At 72.1% G+C, this 14540-nt stretch carries 18 protein-coding genes; 11 read left to right on the top strand and 7 right to left on the bottom strand.

Annotated elements, in window-relative coordinates:
- Nucleotides 1-12 precede the first annotated feature (12 nt).
- Nucleotides 13-678, top strand: coding sequence for a response regulator (locus tag NP075_RS02110; protein ID WP_227564855.1), 666 nt, complete (start codon nt 13-15; stop codon nt 676-678).
- Between the two features lie 93 nt (nt 679-771).
- Here the strand turns inward: NP075_RS02110 and NP075_RS02105 are convergent, their stop codons facing one another.
- Nucleotides 772-1113 carry a YciI family protein gene (locus NP075_RS02105; protein WP_227564854.1) on the bottom strand — a complete coding sequence of 114 codons (342 nt, stop codon included), beginning with the start codon at nt 1111-1113 and terminating at the stop codon, nt 772-774.
- A gap of 179 nt (nt 1114-1292) precedes the next feature.
- Between NP075_RS02105 and NP075_RS02100 the strand changes: the two genes are divergently transcribed.
- Complete coding sequence (locus NP075_RS02100) at nt 1293-2198, top strand: phosphotransferase (RefSeq protein ID WP_227564853.1); 906 nt, start codon at nt 1293-1295, stop codon at nt 2196-2198.
- A gap of 33 nt (nt 2199-2231) precedes the next feature.
- On the opposite strand, the gene NP075_RS02095 is transcribed toward NP075_RS02100, so the two are convergent.
- The gene (locus NP075_RS02095; RefSeq protein ID WP_227564852.1) at nt 2232-2705 is read right to left on the bottom strand and encodes a nitroreductase/quinone reductase family protein; all 474 of its coding nucleotides are present in this window, start codon (nt 2703-2705) and stop codon (nt 2232-2234) included.
- A gap of 211 nt (nt 2706-2916) precedes the next feature.
- Between NP075_RS02095 and NP075_RS02090 the strand changes: the two genes are divergently transcribed.
- A complete protein-coding gene (locus NP075_RS02090; RefSeq protein WP_227564851.1) occupies nt 2917-3342 on the top strand; it encodes a MarR family winged helix-turn-helix transcriptional regulator in 426 nt (141 codons plus the stop codon).
- A gap of 55 nt (nt 3343-3397) precedes the next feature.
- Here the strand turns inward: NP075_RS02090 and NP075_RS02085 are convergent, their stop codons facing one another.
- A complete protein-coding gene (locus tag NP075_RS02085) occupies nt 3398-4105 on the bottom strand; it encodes a DUF72 domain-containing protein (RefSeq protein ID WP_227564850.1) in 708 nt (235 codons plus the stop codon).
- A 42-nt stretch (nt 4106-4147) separates the two neighbouring features.
- Here NP075_RS02085 and NP075_RS02080 point away from each other — a divergent pair, with 42 nt between their 5' ends.
- Nucleotides 4148-4696, top strand: coding sequence for a VOC family protein (locus NP075_RS02080; protein WP_227564849.1), 549 nt, complete (start codon nt 4148-4150; stop codon nt 4694-4696).
- 73 nt (nt 4697-4769) lie between these two features.
- On the opposite strand, the gene NP075_RS02075 is transcribed toward NP075_RS02080, so the two are convergent.
- Entirely contained in the window at nt 4770-5432 is a 663-nt protein-coding gene (locus NP075_RS02075; protein WP_227564848.1) for a histidine phosphatase family protein, read from the bottom strand.
- Between the two features lie 94 nt (nt 5433-5526).
- Nucleotides 5527-6789 carry an MFS transporter gene (locus NP075_RS02070; RefSeq protein WP_227564847.1) on the bottom strand — a complete coding sequence of 421 codons (1263 nt, stop codon included), beginning with the start codon at nt 6787-6789 and terminating at the stop codon, nt 5527-5529.
- Nucleotides 6790-6845: 56 nt separating this feature from the next.
- Here NP075_RS02070 and NP075_RS02065 point away from each other — a divergent pair, with 56 nt between their 5' ends.
- Nucleotides 6846-7397, top strand: a complete 552-nt coding sequence (locus tag NP075_RS02065) for a CGNR zinc finger domain-containing protein (RefSeq protein ID WP_227564846.1) — start codon at nt 6846-6848, stop codon at nt 7395-7397.
- A 48-nt stretch (nt 7398-7445) separates the two neighbouring features.
- Here NP075_RS02065 and NP075_RS02060 read toward each other — a convergent pair whose 3' ends face one another.
- A complete protein-coding gene (locus NP075_RS02060; protein ID WP_227564845.1) occupies nt 7446-7730 on the bottom strand; it encodes a hypothetical protein in 285 nt (94 codons plus the stop codon).
- Between the two features lie 262 nt (nt 7731-7992).
- Between NP075_RS02060 and pip the strand changes: the two genes are divergently transcribed.
- A complete protein-coding gene (pip, locus tag NP075_RS02055; protein ID WP_227564844.1) occupies nt 7993-8931 on the top strand; it encodes a prolyl aminopeptidase in 939 nt (312 codons plus the stop codon).
- A 12-nt stretch (nt 8932-8943) separates the two neighbouring features.
- Here the strand turns inward: pip and NP075_RS02050 are convergent, their stop codons facing one another.
- Nucleotides 8944-9162 (bottom strand): hypothetical protein, encoded by a 219-nt coding sequence (locus NP075_RS02050; RefSeq protein ID WP_227564843.1) that lies wholly within the window; start codon nt 9160-9162, stop codon nt 8944-8946.
- Nucleotides 9163-9166: 4 nt separating this feature from the next.
- Here NP075_RS02050 and NP075_RS02045 point away from each other — a divergent pair, with 4 nt between their 5' ends.
- From NP075_RS02045 to NP075_RS02025, 5 genes are all read left to right on the top strand, one after another.
- Nucleotides 9167-11662 carry a restriction endonuclease fold toxin-2 domain-containing protein gene (locus tag NP075_RS02045; protein ID WP_256791428.1) on the top strand — a complete coding sequence of 832 codons (2496 nt, stop codon included), beginning with the start codon at nt 9167-9169 and terminating at the stop codon, nt 11660-11662.
- A gap of 12 nt (nt 11663-11674) precedes the next feature.
- Nucleotides 11675-12076: a hypothetical protein gene (locus NP075_RS02040; protein WP_227564841.1), complete on the top strand. Its 402-nt coding sequence runs from the start codon at nt 11675-11677 to the stop codon at nt 12074-12076.
- Between the two features lie 303 nt (nt 12077-12379).
- Entirely contained in the window at nt 12380-13252 is an 873-nt protein-coding gene (locus NP075_RS02035) for a lytic polysaccharide monooxygenase (RefSeq protein WP_227564840.1), read from the top strand.
- Between the two features lie 126 nt (nt 13253-13378).
- The gene (locus tag NP075_RS02030) at nt 13379-13927 is read left to right on the top strand and encodes an SRPBCC family protein (protein ID WP_227564839.1); all 549 of its coding nucleotides are present in this window, start codon (nt 13379-13381) and stop codon (nt 13925-13927) included.
- Nucleotides 13928-13952: 25 nt separating this feature from the next.
- Nucleotides 13953-14519, top strand: coding sequence for a dihydrofolate reductase family protein (locus NP075_RS02025; RefSeq protein ID WP_227564838.1), 567 nt, complete (start codon nt 13953-13955; stop codon nt 14517-14519).
- Nucleotides 14520-14540: the final 21 nt, after the last annotated feature.

Below are 14540 nucleotides of genomic sequence, written 5' to 3'. Positions count from 1 at the left end.
TACTTGCGTGCTATGACCGAACCGTCCATCCGGGTCGTCGTCGCCGACGACGACCCGTCGTTCCGGGGCGTCTACCGCAAGCTCTTCGAACGGACCCCGGGCTTCCGTCTCGAGGGCGAGGCGGGGGACGGCGACGAGGCCGTCCGCCTCGTGCGGGCCTACCAGCCCCACGTGGCGCTCCTGGACGTCCAGATGCCGCGTCGCACGGGCCTCGACGCGGCGCGCGAGATCCTCCAGGACGTGCCCGACGTGCGCGTGGTCATGCTCACGACCTTCGACCTCGACGACTACGTGCACGAGGCGCTGAGCCTGGGGGTCTCCGGGTTCCTGCTCAAGAACGCCTCGCCGCAGGAGGTCCTCGCCGGCGTGCGCACCGCGCACGCCGGCCACGCCCACCTCGCCCCGGAGGTCACGGCCCGGCTCCTGCGCCAGCTCGCCCCACCCCGCCCCGAACGTCCGCACACGTTCGTCGGGCGGCTGCTCACCCCGCGCGAGCTCGAGGTCGTCCGGCTGGTGGCCCGTGGGTGCAGCAACCAGGAGATCGCGGACCAGCTCGTGCTCAGCACCGAGACCGTGCGCACCTACCTCCGGCGCATGTTCGTCAAGCTCGGCGTCAAGGACCGCACGCACCTCGCGGTCCTCGCGCACGAGGCAGGGCTTCTGCACGAGACCCGCTGACGGGCAGCGCCCGGCGAGGATCCGGTCGGCAGGAGGCAGACGAGTCCGGACGAGCGACGGCCCGACGGGCTGGCCCGCCGAGCCTCCGGGGACCTACCGGACGACCCGGACCTCCTGGGGCCAGCCGCACCCCTCGGCGACCCTGCCCGCCCACATCTTGGCCGTGTCCAGGTCGGGCACGTCGATGATCGTGATCCCGCCCAGCTGCTCGACGGTCTCGGCGTAGGGACCGTCGGTGATCGACAGGGTCCCGCTCGTCGCGTCGGCGGTGAACGCGTCGGCCGGGTCCTCCTCGAGCCCGCCGGCGAAGACCAGGACCCCCGCCGCCTCCATGTCACGGACGACCGCCGTGCTGGGCTCCACGCGGCTGCGGAACCACTCGGCCGGGTGGTCCCCCACCCACTGCTGCTGGAAGTAGATGGCGTACTGCGTCATGACGCTCCTCCTGCGTGCTCGCCCCGTGTGGCCCGACACCACTGTGACGGGCAGGGGTCGCGGGATTCGACAGGGCGGTCGGGGCAGGTGCGCAACCGGCGGGTGCCGAGGACGCTGCCACGCAGGACACGGAGCAGCCCTCGCGGGCATCGACGCTCTGCTCACTAGGGTGGCTCCGCATGACGACGAGCGAGATCACCGCAGATCTCGTCCGCGACCTGCTGCGGGACCAGCACCCCGACCTGGCCGATCTCCCGCTCCGCGAGGTCGACGGCGGCTGGGGCAACCAGATGTGGCGCCTCGGCAGCGAGCTGGCCGTGCGGATCCAGCGGATGGACACGACGCCCGACCACCAGCTCAAGGAGCGCCGGTGGCTGCCGCTGCTCGCCCCACGCCTGCCGCTGCCCGTTCCCGTCCCGGTGCGCGACGGTGCGCCGTCCGCGCGGTTCCCCAAGCTCTGGACGGTGATGACGTGGGTCCCGGGAACGCCGCTGGACCACGGGTCGATCACTCGCGGCGAGCACGCGGCCGACGCCCTGGCGGCGTTCCTCCGGGCGCTGCACGTGGAGGCGCCCCCCGACGCGCCGGTGAGTACCGACCGCGGCGCGCACCCCCGGGACTGCACCGACGGCTTCGAGCACTTCCTCGGCTCCGTCGGTGCCGAGGCGATCGGCCGGGACGCCGCCGACGTCCGAGCCGTCTGGGACGACGCCGTCGCCGCCCCCGCCTGGCGGAGCCTGCCGGTGTGGGTGCACGGGGACCTGCACCCGGCGAACGTCGTCGTCACCGACGGGACGCTGGCCGGCGTCGTGGACTTCGGCGACCTGTTCGCCGGCGACCCGGCGTGGGACCTCGCGGCGGCGTGGCTCCTGCTGCCGGCGGGCGTCACCGCGCGCTTCTTCGCCACCTACGCGCAGGCGGACGAGGCGACCGTCCGACGTGCCCGCGGACTGGCCGCCGTGAAGAGCCTCTTCCTGATGCTCATGGGCCAGAACGGGGACCGCGGCCTGCCCGGCGGGAAGCCCGCGTGGGGGCCGGCGGGACGCGCGGCGCTCGACCGGGTGCTGGGCGAACGGCTGTTCTGACGTGGTCCGCAGCGTGCGCCGGGACGGTCGCCGTCAGGGCTGCGCCGCGGCGGGCCGGTGCGCGGCGGGACGCGTCTCGAAGACGGCGACCTCGTCCGCGGCTGCGGCGAACTGGGCAGGTTCGGCGCCCTCGACGATCCCGAGGCGGATGAAGAACTGGACGCCGTGGGGCACCTCGGTCGGGAACGCGGTCATGACGCGCCTGCGAACGGCGGGGTCGGTGACCTCGACCAGGTCGACGTCCTCGTGCGCGCGTCCTCGCGTGAGGCGACCGTGACCGGCGGCGCGGGCGTTCCTGGCCCAGCTCGAGTCGGCGAGCCCGGCGATGACGTAACGGCGACCGTCGACGGTGAGCGGTGAGACGGGCGTCGACCGCGGTTCGCCGGTGGTGCGGCCGGGGATCGTGATGATGTGGATGGTCCCGAGCGGCACGCCGAGCCGGTGCAGGAGCTTCACGAGGCGGTTGGCGGGCTTCAACCATCCGGGCAAGGTGCCGGTGTCGGACATGGGGTGGCTCCCTTCCAGGGCCGGCTCGTGGCGCGGCGGCCAGCGGCGTCGGTGATGACGTCGCGTCGACAGCGACGATCCTGGTTCCTGCACGTCGCCGGGAGGACCGGGCTCTCTCCCCGGTAGTGTTCGACTCGGGATCATCCCGAGCCGGGATGTGACGCCAACGGGATAGTCCCGCATTGGAGAGATTACGCACCGGGGGTGGGAGATGTCGAGCCCGAACGGCGACCGGATCCGCCGGGCGCTCCAGGGTGCGCTGGTCAACGCGGTGCTCGGGAACGAGCGCATCGCGCGCGAGCTCGACCTGCTCGTCACCGACCTCCAGACGCTGCACCTGCTCGTCCTGCGTGAGGACGTCCGCACGCCCAAGGAGCTCAGCCGGACCACGGGACTGCCGACCAGCACCGTGACACGCGTCCTCGACCGCCTGGAGGCCGCGGGCTACGTCCGCCGCGTGCGCGACCCCCAGGATCGGCGCCGCATCAACATCGAGCTCGTCGCCGAGAGGATCGAGCCAATCATCGGCCGCTACGACCAGTACACGCAGAGCCTCGAACGCACGGACGCCGAGTTCAGCGAGGACGAGCTGGGGATCGTCGCCCGCTACCTCGAGCGGACCGCCTCCACCTTCTGAGGCACGGCCGCGCAGCCGGGACGAGTGGCGCGATGCCCTCACGCACCTGGCGTGATCAGAGCAGGGCGAGGAACCGCTCCGCGTCGCCGACGCGGGGGAGGTTGTTGAACATGACGTAGGGGGACGGTCGACCGTCGACCATGTCCCGGAGCCGGCGCAGCTCGTCGTCGGAGTGGACGTGACGCGAGCCGGTCGTGCCGTGCAGGCGGTAGTAGGTCTGCTCGGGCGTCACGGTCTCTGTCTGCATCGGGTCGACGACGTGAACGAGATCCAGCTCGGCGCACAGCTCGGTGACCAGCTGCGTGGGCCACTCACCACGGGGCTCCCACAGCAGCCGCCCCGCGGGCCGCTCCACCTGCGTCATGAAGGTGCGCAGCCGTCCGACGTTGTCGGCCGTCGCGCGAAAGCTCTTCGGACACTGCAGCAGGACGGCGGTGGCCTGCAGGATCCGGGCGCACTCGAGAGTCCGCTGCCACCCCGCGAGGACCGCGGGCGTGGTCCGGAACGCTCCGACCTGGCCACGTGCGCTGTCCGGCAGAGGCTGCTTCATCCGCCGGTAGGTGGGGCTGTTGGACTCGTGGGTGACGACCTGCCACGCCTTGATCGTGAACTCGAAACCGGCCGGCACCTGGGCTCGCCAGCGCATCAGCACGGCGTCAGAGGGTGGTTCGTAGAACGTGTGCTGCACCTCGACGACGGGGAAGCGACGTACGTACGACGCCTGCGAGACGGTCCAGCCGCACAGGCCTACGCGAGCACCCACCTTGCCTATCCGTCCCAGGTGTCGCGCGCTCGAACCAACGCCGTGCGCACCATCATCCAGTCGGCCATGCAGCCGATCCTCCCAGGAAGAACACCTGCGAAGCGGGTCCGCAAGAACCCTGGTCTCGCCGCGACGTCGGCGACCTCTCTCTGGACCGTGCTCCCAGGCGTGCGCGACCATCGAGTGGAGGTGATGCTCATGGCCACCCTGGGCCACGGCAAGATCTGCCACGTCGAGCTGCCGGCGGACGACCCGCAGAAGGCCGCAGAGTTCTACGCCCGCGTCTTCGGCTGGAAGGTGCGGGCCGAGCACGGCACCTACTTCTTCGAGGACTCGACCGACGAGGTCAGCGGTCACTGGGTCCCCCACCGCGAGCCGACCCCGCCCGGGATGCTCGTGTACATCTGGGTCGACGACCTTGCCGCGGCCGTCCAGCGCGTCAGGGCCGAGGGGTGCGAGATCGTCCAGCCGGTCGGAGGGGATCCGGCTGAGCTGACCGCTCGATTCCGCGACCCCGGTGGCAGCGTCGTGGGCCTCTATCAGGAACCCACGACGCCCGCAGACGAGCCATCGGATCCGCCCGCTGACTGACGCTGCGGCGATGGCGACCGGGTGAGCGAACCTCCTGATGGGAGGCCCGTGTGGCAGGCAACGGCGTGCGCCGTCACGCGTCGAGTGGCTCGCCGGTCGGATCGTCGCCCGCGTCGTCGCGCAGCGTCGGGCCGCCCAGGGGGTCGGTCGACCACGCGACGAGCCGCCATCCGCCGGCCGGGTCGCCGTCGATCTCGATCGCACCGGTGTTGTCCAGCGGAGTCCGCTCGACGTCGTCGACGTCGACACCCGCGACACGGGCGGCCACCCAGCAGCGGATGGCGGCTCCGTGCGAGACCACGACCGCGGTGCTCCCGCCCGCGGCGACGACCTGCGCGACGGCGTCGTCGAAGCGCGCCAGGAACGTCGCCCCGTCGGGCCCGCCCGGCATGCGCCGGTGCGTGTCGCCGCGCGCCCAGGCGAACACCGTCGAGAGGTAGGCCTGGTGCGCCTCGTGACCGCTGGACATCTCCAGGTCGCCGGCGTCCACCTCCCGCAGCCCGTCGTAGGTCGTCGGCGCGAGGCTCAGGCGATCCGCGAGCGGGGCCGCGGTGAGCGCCGTGCGCAGCAGGGTCGAGACCGCGATCGCGTCGATGCGGCGGCCCTCCAGCGCCGCCGGCACCGCAGCGGCCTGGCGCTCGCCCAGCGCGGTGAGCCGCGGGCCCGGGATGGCGGTGTCGACGAGTCCTCGCACGTTCGACGGGGTCTGGCCGTGCCGCAGCAGCAAGAGACGCATGCGGCATTGTCACCGCCGGATCGTCAGGTCTCGACGGCGGTTGCCCGCCGCACAGCGCGTCGTCGGACGGTCCGTCACCACCGCCACTGACGTGTCAGCACCCTGCCTCCCCGGGGACGACCTCCTCGATCCGGCGCATCCGCCTGACCGGGGAGGCGACGACGGGCAGGCTCGCGAGGGCCATCGGGAGGGCGCCGATCACGGCGGCGAGCCACGGGCCGAGGCTGGTCACCAGGACACCCCCGACGAGCGCCCCGACGGCCAGGCTGCCCCACGACGCGAGGCGGTAGGTGGCATTGACCCGACCGCGGAGCTCCGGGGCCACGGCGAGCTGGCGCAGGCTGACGGCCTGGGAGTTGGCGACGCCGATCCCGACGCCGGACACCACGAAGGCCACGGTGAGGCCGGCGAGCGCCGGCCAGCTCGGCTCCCGGGCGCCGACGACCCCCGCGAGGGGAGCGGTGTTCCCGACCAGCATCGCCACGACGAGGGAGCGCCCGTACCCGAACCGGAGGGTCAGTCGCTGGCTGAGGGCGCTGCCGACGGCCGCGCCGACACCCACGGCCATGCTCACGGCGCCGAGGACGACGGGCCCCCACCCGAACGTCTGCAGCACCAGGACCGTCAGGGCGAGCAGCAGGATCTCGTTGCCGAAGTTCCACAGGCCCGCTTCGGCGACCAGCGCGCGCAGGATCCGGTGCTGCGACAGCGCGGCCAGGCCGACCTTCAGCTCGGCGAGCGCGGAACCGCGCGGAGCGCTCGGACGCCGGGACTCGGGCACCCGGACGCGCGCGAGCAACGCGCCCGAGAGCAGGTACCCGAGCGCGTTCAGGGCGACCGCGATCGGAGCGGTCAGTGCCTGCACGAGCAGGCCGCCCGCCCCCGAACCGGCGACGCCGATGACGGACTGGGTGGCGGTGATGCGGGCGTTCGCGTCGATCAGCGCGCGGTCCTCGACCACGAGCGGCAGGAAGGAGAAGTCCGCCAAGGTGTAGAGCACGGTGAGCGACCCGATCAGCGCGGCCGCGACGACGAGCATCGGCACCGTGAGCCGGCCGCTCACCGCCAGGGCGCACACCGCGACCAGGAGCAGGCCGCGGGCGAGGTCGGCGCCGATCATCAGGGGCCGTCGCCGCACGCGGTCGACGAGCACCCCCAGGGCGAGAGTGAGGACGAGGTACGGCGTCAGCAGCGCGGCCCGGACGAACGAGAGCTCGGAGGCGGAGGCTCCCAACGTGACCACCGCGAGGACCGGGACCGCCAGCTCGCCGATCTCCGCCCCGAGGGCCGAGAAGGCCCCGGCGCCCCAGACGCGCCGGAACGCCGGGACCCGCCACGCGCTGGTAACCGTCGTCATGCTGACAGAGGTTATGGACCAACCATCGTCACCGCAATGGCAGTTATTCTTCCGGTGTGCCCACGTCCTCTCCCGTCACGCCTGCTCCGGGTGAGCTCGAGATCGTGCGCGCGTTCGTCAACACCCTCGACATCGAGTCGGGAGCGGACCTGATGCGCGATCCGGACGCGTGGGCCTCGTGGGCGGGCGCGCACGGGCTCGCCTCCCAGGCGACTGCCGCCGACCTCCGCTTCGGCCGACGGCTCCGCGAGGCGCTGCGCGCAGCCCTCCTCGCCAACCACGACCGCGCGCCGCTGCCGCCCGCGACGATCGAGGCCCTCGACGCCGCGGCGACCCGCTCCCGGCTGACGGTGCGCTTCACGTCCGACGGACCGACCCTCCGACCCGTCGGGACAGGCGCCGACGCCGTCTACGGACGGATCGTGTCGGCGGTCGCCGCATCCCTCGCCGACGGGACCTGGTCACGCCTCAAGGTCTGCGCCGCCGACGACTGCCGCTGGGGCTTCTACGACACGTCCCGCTCCCGCACCGGCCAGTGGTGCTCGATGAGCATCTGCGGCAACCGCGCGAAGCAGGCCCGCTGGCGGGACCGCACCGGTCGTACGTGACGAGTCCGTGCCGGCCGCGGTGCGAGCCGGCATCACCGGACCCCCTCGTCAGTCCTGCCTCGGGACTGCGTCCCCGGCGACGGGAGGGTGGGTGCGGTCGTACTCGGCGATGAACCGCCCGAGCTCGTTCGTGCTCCGCCAACCCACCCAGGCGTTGAGCACGAGGCCGAGCGTGATCAACCACCAGTAGCCGAACCCGTCACCGGTCGTCATCCAGATGGCTGCGACGACGCCGGCGACGGCGACGGCTGTGACGACGGCGCGGTAGGCCACCGTGTGCCGGACGAGCCAGCGCTGATGGCGATCAGGCGGCACATCGCGATCGACGGGCATGGTCCGATCATGTCGCAGCCCCGGCAGGAGCGCGGACGGCGGCATCAGCGGACGGGGCACAGCGCCCGGCGCTTGCCCAGCGCATCTGTCCACTCGCAGGCCAGATGCTCGCGGCCCGGCCAGATCGCGCGAGCTCCTCCAGGCATGACCGGCAACCGACAGCGTGCTGAGGGGGCCAGGACCAGCGCCGGCCGGAACGTCGGCTGATCGCGGGCTGACGAGTACCGGCACGAGAACAGGTCAGCGCCCGTACCGTGGCCGGGTGCCCCCTCCCCTCGCTCCGCTCGACTCCGGGTGGATCACCCGGCCCGGGGACGTCCGCCTCCACTGGGAGACGTCGGGCAGCCCCGAGGGCCGTCCCGCCCTGTACCTGCACGGCGGGCCCGGCAGCGGCCTGGGCGGCGGTGGCTACCGCCGCCGGTTCGACCCCGAGCGCTACCTGGTCGTCGGGCTGGACCAGCGAGGCTGCGGGCGCAGCACCCCGTGGGCCGTCGACGACCTCGATCACCTCGACGACAACACCACCCCCGCCCTCGTCGCGGACATCGAGGCACTGCGTACCCACCTCGGCATCGACAGGTGGCTGGTCCACGGCGTGTCGTGGGGGTCGACGCTCGCGCTGGCCTACGCGCTGACCCATCCCGACCGCGTCACCGAGCTCGTGCTCACCGCGGTGACGACCGGGAGCCGCGAGGAGATCGACTGGATCACGCAGGGCGTGGGCAGGGTCTTCCCCGAGGCCTGGGAACGGTTCGCCGCGACGACGCCCGCAGGCCGACGCGTCGTCGAGGACTACGCGCGGCGGCTGCGTGACCCCGACCCCGCCGTGCGGTCCGCGGCCGCGGACGCGTGGGACACGTGGGAGTCGACCCACATCTCGCTCGCCCCTGGCTGGGCACCCGGGCCCCTGCACGACGACCCCCGCGAGCGGGCGAACTTCGCCACCCTGGTCACGCACTACTGGGCCCACGACTGCTTCCTCCCCGGGAGCCAGAGCATCCTGGCGCGCGCCCACCAGCTGGAGGGGATCCCGGGCGTCCTCATCCACGGGCGCCGCGACATCAGCGGTCCGGCGATCACGCCGTGGAGGCTGCACCGGGCGTGGCCGGGCAGCGAGCTCCACGTCGTGGAATCGGAGGGCCACGGAGGAGAGCTGGAGATGGGGCTCACACGTCGGGCGATCGACCGGTTCGCGACATGACCTACCGGCAGCTCACGTGGCGTCCGGCCAGAGCCCGATCAGGCGGCTGAGGCGCTCCGCCACGGCCGCGGCGACGCCGTCGGTGTCGAGCGCGGGCTCGATCTCGCACCACCGTCGCACGGCGCGGGAACGGTCGGTCGTCCAGGTGTGGTCATGCACGCTGACCAACCCGGCGACGGCCAGCAGCGTCTTGCGGGCCACCCGCGTGGGGCGGGGGCCCTTGGGGTTCACGGTCGTGCGCGACGACGACGTCGTGCGCGGGTCTCGGTGCGCCCGGACGGCCGATGACGGGCAGGCGTTTCGCCCGCTACGGTGCGCGGCGTCCGTTCTGCACATCTGCTCCCGGAGGTTCGTGGTGGCATCGGCGACTGTCGTCGAGGAACGTCTGGCGGGTGCTGCACCTCCCCGTGAGTGGTGGCAGGTCTGGGCGCAACGACGCGCGCAGTGGTGGGCTGCACGGCCCGCGCTCACCGCACGATGGGCTCGAGCGCGCGCGATCGGGCTGTGGGTCGCGCTGGTGTGGCTGCTGGGACTGTTCGTGTTCATGCCGGACCTGCGCCTGGGTCTGCGGGCGTACCTGGGCAGCGTGTGGGTCGTCGTCGCGTGGTGGGCGCTTGCCCGCACCAAGACGCTCACCTGGTCGGGGTTCATGCGGTTCTTCGCTGCGTGCCTGCCCTGGTCGATCGGCATCGGACTGCTCTCGATGTTCTTGTCCACGGCGATCGGCGAGACGGTGAGCTCCACAGGAGCGAATGTCGTCATCGCCGGGGTCGTCGAAGAAGCCCTCAAGCTGGTCCCGATCGCACTGGTCGCCCTGCTGGCGCCCCGCCGCGCGGCACGGTTCGCGACCGTGGACTGGGCGCTGCTCGGTGTCGCCTCCGGTACCGCGTTCCTCGCCGTGGAGGAAGGGGTCCGGCGCGTCTACCTGCTGGTCGTGGACAACCTCGGCACGTTGATGGCCCGGCTCTGGACGATCAACGGTGTCCCGGAGGACTGGATCCGGTTCCAGCTCGCACCGGTGCCGACGTCGTGGCAGGAGGGCCCGGCAGGGTTCGGCGGGCACGCGGTGATGACCGCGATCGTCACCGGCCTGGTCGGGCTCGCGCTCGCGGCATCGCGGTCCGTGCGAGGCCGCGGCGGGATCACGGCCACGGCCGTCCGGGTCGCCGCGGTCGGGATTCCGCTGCTCGCTCTGGTCTCGGCAGCGGCCGACCACGCCGGGTACAACGTGCAGAACCAAGGGGCGCACAACCTCGGGCCGGACGGCACACCGTTGTGGCTGGACCCGGCGACCTCGACGATCCCGTGGTGGATCCGCGTCCCGTGGTCCTGGCTCGGGCACGGGCACGGACGCCCTGCACTGTTCGTGCTGATCGTCGTGGTCTGCCTGCTCGTCGACGCGTCCAGGCTCAGCAGGGTGCCCGGGTCGAACCTGCGCACCGTTCCGAGACCCCGGTGGGTGCATGCGTCTCGTGACGTGCTCCCGCACTCACGGACGCACACGCTCGCTCGGGCCGCGGGAACAGTCCTGCAGGCCGCTGCCGCACTGGTCTGGCTCACCGCACGAGACCTGCGCGAACAGCTCGCCGCGCACACCCCGCAACCCGGACAGAAGCGCTGGGAGATCGCACGGCGCGCTGCGGTGGTCCCCAGTGCGCAGCGCGCCGCCCGTGAGGTCACGTACGACGCCCTGGCGGCCCCGGTGCACCCCGGTGCCCGACGTGCCGTGGCCGGCGGCGCCCTGGCTGTCCTGCTGCTCGCTGCGCTGGTCCTGGCGCCGCGAACCGCCGCGAACGTCGGGATGCTGCCGTTCGGCCGCAGCCGGTGGCTCGCCGGTGTGATGAACGCCGTCGGCGACTGGTGGCACGACCAGCCTGTGGGTACCCAGATCCTCATCGGTGCGGGCATCGCTGCCGCGATCGCACTGTCCGGTGGGTCTCTCGCCCTCGCGTTCGGCGTCTCGGGGGTCCTGACGTGGGGCCTGGACAAGTCCCACGGGATCGCGACGTGGGTCCAGGATCCTGAGCAAGCGACTCGCGACTACTTCGCGACGGCCACACCCGCTCAGCTGGCGGCCGACACCGTGGGTGCGGCGTTGACGTTCGCCCCGACGAACTTCGCTGGTGCCGCCGTCGGCCGTGGTGTCCGAACAGTCGTGGACGACGTCATCGCCGACCCCGCCGCGTGGATGGCGACACGCCGCGCGATGCTCGCCGACCGGTCCGACGTCGGCGCCATCGACATGGACTGGCTCCTGGGCCGCAAACCCGTCCCGCTGGCTGACGGGTCGGTCCAGCCTGCCCTGTCCGCAGCGGACGAGGCCGCCGCGGTGGCGCGGTACGAGGCGCTCCCACGCCTTCCTGTCTCCGCCCAGGACGACGACCTGCTGTACCAGCTGCGGATCTACGGCGACAACGAGCGACGCATCGACTTGCCCGAAGCGCGCGTGCAACCCGATGGGTTCACTTCGACGTACGGCGCGCTGGGCGATGCCAAGCATGTCGGGCCCGGCACGTCGAGCAAGTTCTACGAGCCGCCGCCGGGAAGCAGCCTCGAGGTCGTCGCGGCACAAGTCATGGACAAGCGGCTCGCCCGGCTCGCGGAGGCCGCCGAGCAGCTCGGGGGAACAGGCGTGATTGAGTACGTCACCAACACCCAGCTCGCGGCACAGTTTCTTGAGAGTCGCATGATCGCTCTCGGGCTGCGCGGTTACGTTCGCATCGTCCCGTGAAAGGTTGGCAGGATGCCCAACTCCATCGTCGCCGTCGCCGACGGTGAGTTCCGGTTCGACCCGTCGGTCGTCTTCGACACCCTGCGCGCCGTGTGGCCGGCCACCACGTTCAATGCCGCGAGCGGCCGGGTCGCGACAGTGTCCGCGGGCCAGATCGTCGTGAACGACGGCGAGGCGCTCGTCGAGGTGACCGTGGCGGGGCAGGGACTCGACATCGACTGGCGGGCGCCGGAGGTTCTCGCCGAGGTGGTCTCCGTGATCACCTCGATCCCCGGATTTGCCGCCGGCTCTACGGTGATCCTTGCTGACTGGGCGTGGGTACTGCCGATACTGCACGAGGGGATGTCAGCAGACGACCTGCTGACGATCCGGCGCGACGGTGCGGACACCCAGGTGCCGAGCTATGAGCCCTGACACTCGATCAGCGCGAGTCCTTGTTCCCGCTTGTCTCGTCCCCTGGGGTGAGGACGTGTCCCGGTAGAGACGTCTCGTACGCAGTCCCTACCGGGACGCCGGGCTACGCGGCAGACGGTCACCGAGCGGTCTGGACGACCTGGGAGAAGACCTCCGCAGCCGTTGGTGAAACGGTTCTAGCCCTGTCTGCCCCGCACGCACGCACGTACGTTCGACCGCGACCGTCCATGTCCGACCCACACCCGGTCGAGGTGACCCAGCATGAGATCTTCCGCCCTCCCCCGCGCCCAACGACCCACCGCCGTGAGACTGCTCCTGTCCGCCCTGGCGGCGGTCGCACTGGCCTTCGCGATGCTCACCGCCATGCCCGCGCCGTCCGCCCAGGCGCACGGGTGGATCTCCGACCCGCCCAGCCGGCAGGACCTCTGCTACACCGGCGCCGTGAAGGACTGCGGCCCCGTCCAGTACGAGCCGTGGAGCGTGGAGGCCAAGAAGGGCTCGATGCTCTGCTCCGGCGGCGGCCGCTTCACCGAGCTCGACAACGAGTCCCGGGCCTGGCCGCGCCAGAACCTCACGACCAACGAGACCTTCACCTGGGACATCGTGGCCAACCACTCCACGTCGACGTGGGAGTACTTCGTGGACGGCCGGCTGCACACCACGATCAACGACAACGGGGCCCAGCCGCCCAAGCGGTTCACCCACACCATCAACAACCTGCCCGAGGGCAACCACAAGATCTTCGTCCGGTGGAACATCGCCGACACGGTGAACGCGTTCTACCAGTGCATCGACGCGTACATCACGCCCGGCGGGAACCCGGCACCGCAGCCCACGCCGACCACGACCACGCCGGCACCGGATCCGACCACGACGACCCCGGCACCGCAGCCGGGCAACGGCGCCTGCACCGCCACGGTGCGTGCCGCCAACTCGTGGGGCAGCGGCTTCCAGGGTGAGGTCACCGTGAAGGCGGGCAGCGCGGCGATCAACAGCTGGGTGGTCACCGTGAACGGCGCCACGATCACGCAGGCGTGGAGCTCCACCCTCAGCGGCAGCGACACGCTCGCCAACGCGGAGTGGAACGGCAAGCTCGGCGCGGGTGCCTCGACGACCGCGGGCTTCATCGCCAGCGGGACCGGCAGCAACCTGAGCGCCACCTGCACCGCCGGCTGACAGGCGCTGCGACGACCGGCCGGGGCGAGGACGCCCCGGCCGGTCGTGCGTCCGGGCACGGCAGGGGCGATGAGTCCCGGGCCCGTCGGCGGTCTGCACCGCGAACCCACGACGCGAGGAGAACCGATGACCACCGACGACCGGCCGGACGCACCCCGGACGGAGCACGCCGTCGTCGTCTCCCGAGAGCTCGACGTCCCGCCCGACGTGGCGTGGACGGCGTGGAGCGACCCGGACCTGCTGCGCCGGTGGTGGGGGCCCACGGGCTTCACGTGCCCCCGGGCGGACGTCGACGTGCGCGTCGGTGGCTCGACCGTCGTGACCATGCAGGCACCCGACGAGTGGGGCGGCTTCCGGATCCACAACCGGTGGTCGTTCCGCGTCGTCCAACCACCGGAGCGCCTCGCGTTCGTCAGCACGTTCGTCGACGAGGCCGGCACAGCGCTCACCCCGGGCGAGGCAGGCGTGCCGGCGACCGTGCCCGTCGAGGTGCCGCACGTGGTCCTCCTCGAGCCCTTGCCGGACGGGCGCACGCGCCTGACCCTGACCGAGACCGGGTACGTGGACGAGGAGACGCGGGCGCAGTCGCAGGCCGGGCAGGAGCAGTGCATCGACAAGATGCAGGCGATCTTCGCGGCGCCGGACGGGACCGGCCGCGACGCTCCCCACCTCTGAGCCCCCCCACCTTCCGGAGACACTCATGGGCAAGCTGATCTACGCAGCCAACACCTCGCTCGACGGCTACCTGGAGGACGAGACCGGCGCCTTCGACTGGTCGGTGCCCGACGAGGCGGTGCACGCGTTCTGGAACGAGCACGAGCGCGGCATCGGCACGTCGCTCTACGGCCGGCGCATGTACGAGACGATGCGCGTCTGGGAGGACGACGACTGGTTGACCGACCAGCCGGCCGTCGTCCGGGAGTACGCGGGGATCTGGCGCGACGCCGACAAGGTCGTCTACTCCTCGACGCTCGACGCGGTGTCCACGGCGCGGACGCGGATCGAGCGGCAGTTCGACGCCGACGCGGTACGCCGGCTCAAGGAGGAGTCCGTCGCGGACCTGAGCGTCGGCGGCGCGATCCTCGGGGCCGAGGCGTTCCGGCACGGCCTGGTCGACGAGTGCGTGCTGCTGCTGTGCCCGGTCACCGTGGGCGGCGGCAAGCCGGCCCTGCCGCGGGGCGTGCGACTCGACCTGGAGCTGCTGGACACCCGTCGGTTCGCCAACGGCGTCGTCTACGTGCACCACGCGGTGCGCAGCGCCATCTGACACCGGCGGCGACCCCGCGAG

The sequence above is a fragment of the Cellulomonas wangsupingiae genome (genome assembly GCF_024508275.1).
Classification (GTDB): domain Bacteria; phylum Actinomycetota; class Actinomycetes; order Actinomycetales; family Cellulomonadaceae; genus Cellulomonas; species Cellulomonas wangsupingiae.
Note: the sequence above shows the minus strand (reverse complement) of the source record. Positions and strands in the feature narration are given on the sequence as shown.

Coding starts and splice junctions, on each gene's coding strand:
- NP075_RS02110 (WP_227564855.1), top strand. CDS start 13: ATGACCGAACCGTCCATCCGGGTCGTCGTCGCCGACGACGACCCGTCG.
- NP075_RS02105 (WP_227564854.1), bottom strand. CDS start 1,113: ATGACGCAGTACGCCATCTACTTCCAGCAGCAGTGGGTGGGGGACCAC.
- NP075_RS02100 (WP_227564853.1), top strand. CDS start 1,293: ATGACGACGAGCGAGATCACCGCAGATCTCGTCCGCGACCTGCTGCGG.
- NP075_RS02095 (WP_227564852.1), bottom strand. CDS start 2,705: ATGTCCGACACCGGCACCTTGCCCGGATGGTTGAAGCCCGCCAACCGC.
- NP075_RS02090 (WP_227564851.1), top strand. CDS start 2,917: ATGTCGAGCCCGAACGGCGACCGGATCCGCCGGGCGCTCCAGGGTGCG.
- NP075_RS02075 (WP_227564848.1), bottom strand. CDS start 5,432: ATGCGTCTCTTGCTGCTGCGGCACGGCCAGACCCCGTCGAACGTGCGA.
- NP075_RS02070 (WP_227564847.1), bottom strand. CDS start 6,789: ATGACGACGGTTACCAGCGCGTGGCGGGTCCCGGCGTTCCGGCGCGTC.
- NP075_RS02060 (WP_227564845.1), bottom strand. CDS start 7,730: ATGCCCGTCGATCGCGATGTGCCGCCTGATCGCCATCAGCGCTGGCTC.
- NP075_RS02040 (WP_227564841.1), top strand. CDS start 11,675: ATGCCCAACTCCATCGTCGCCGTCGCCGACGGTGAGTTCCGGTTCGAC.
- NP075_RS02030 (WP_227564839.1), top strand. CDS start 13,379: ATGACCACCGACGACCGGCCGGACGCACCCCGGACGGAGCACGCCGTC.
- NP075_RS02025 (WP_227564838.1), top strand. CDS start 13,953: ATGGGCAAGCTGATCTACGCAGCCAACACCTCGCTCGACGGCTACCTG.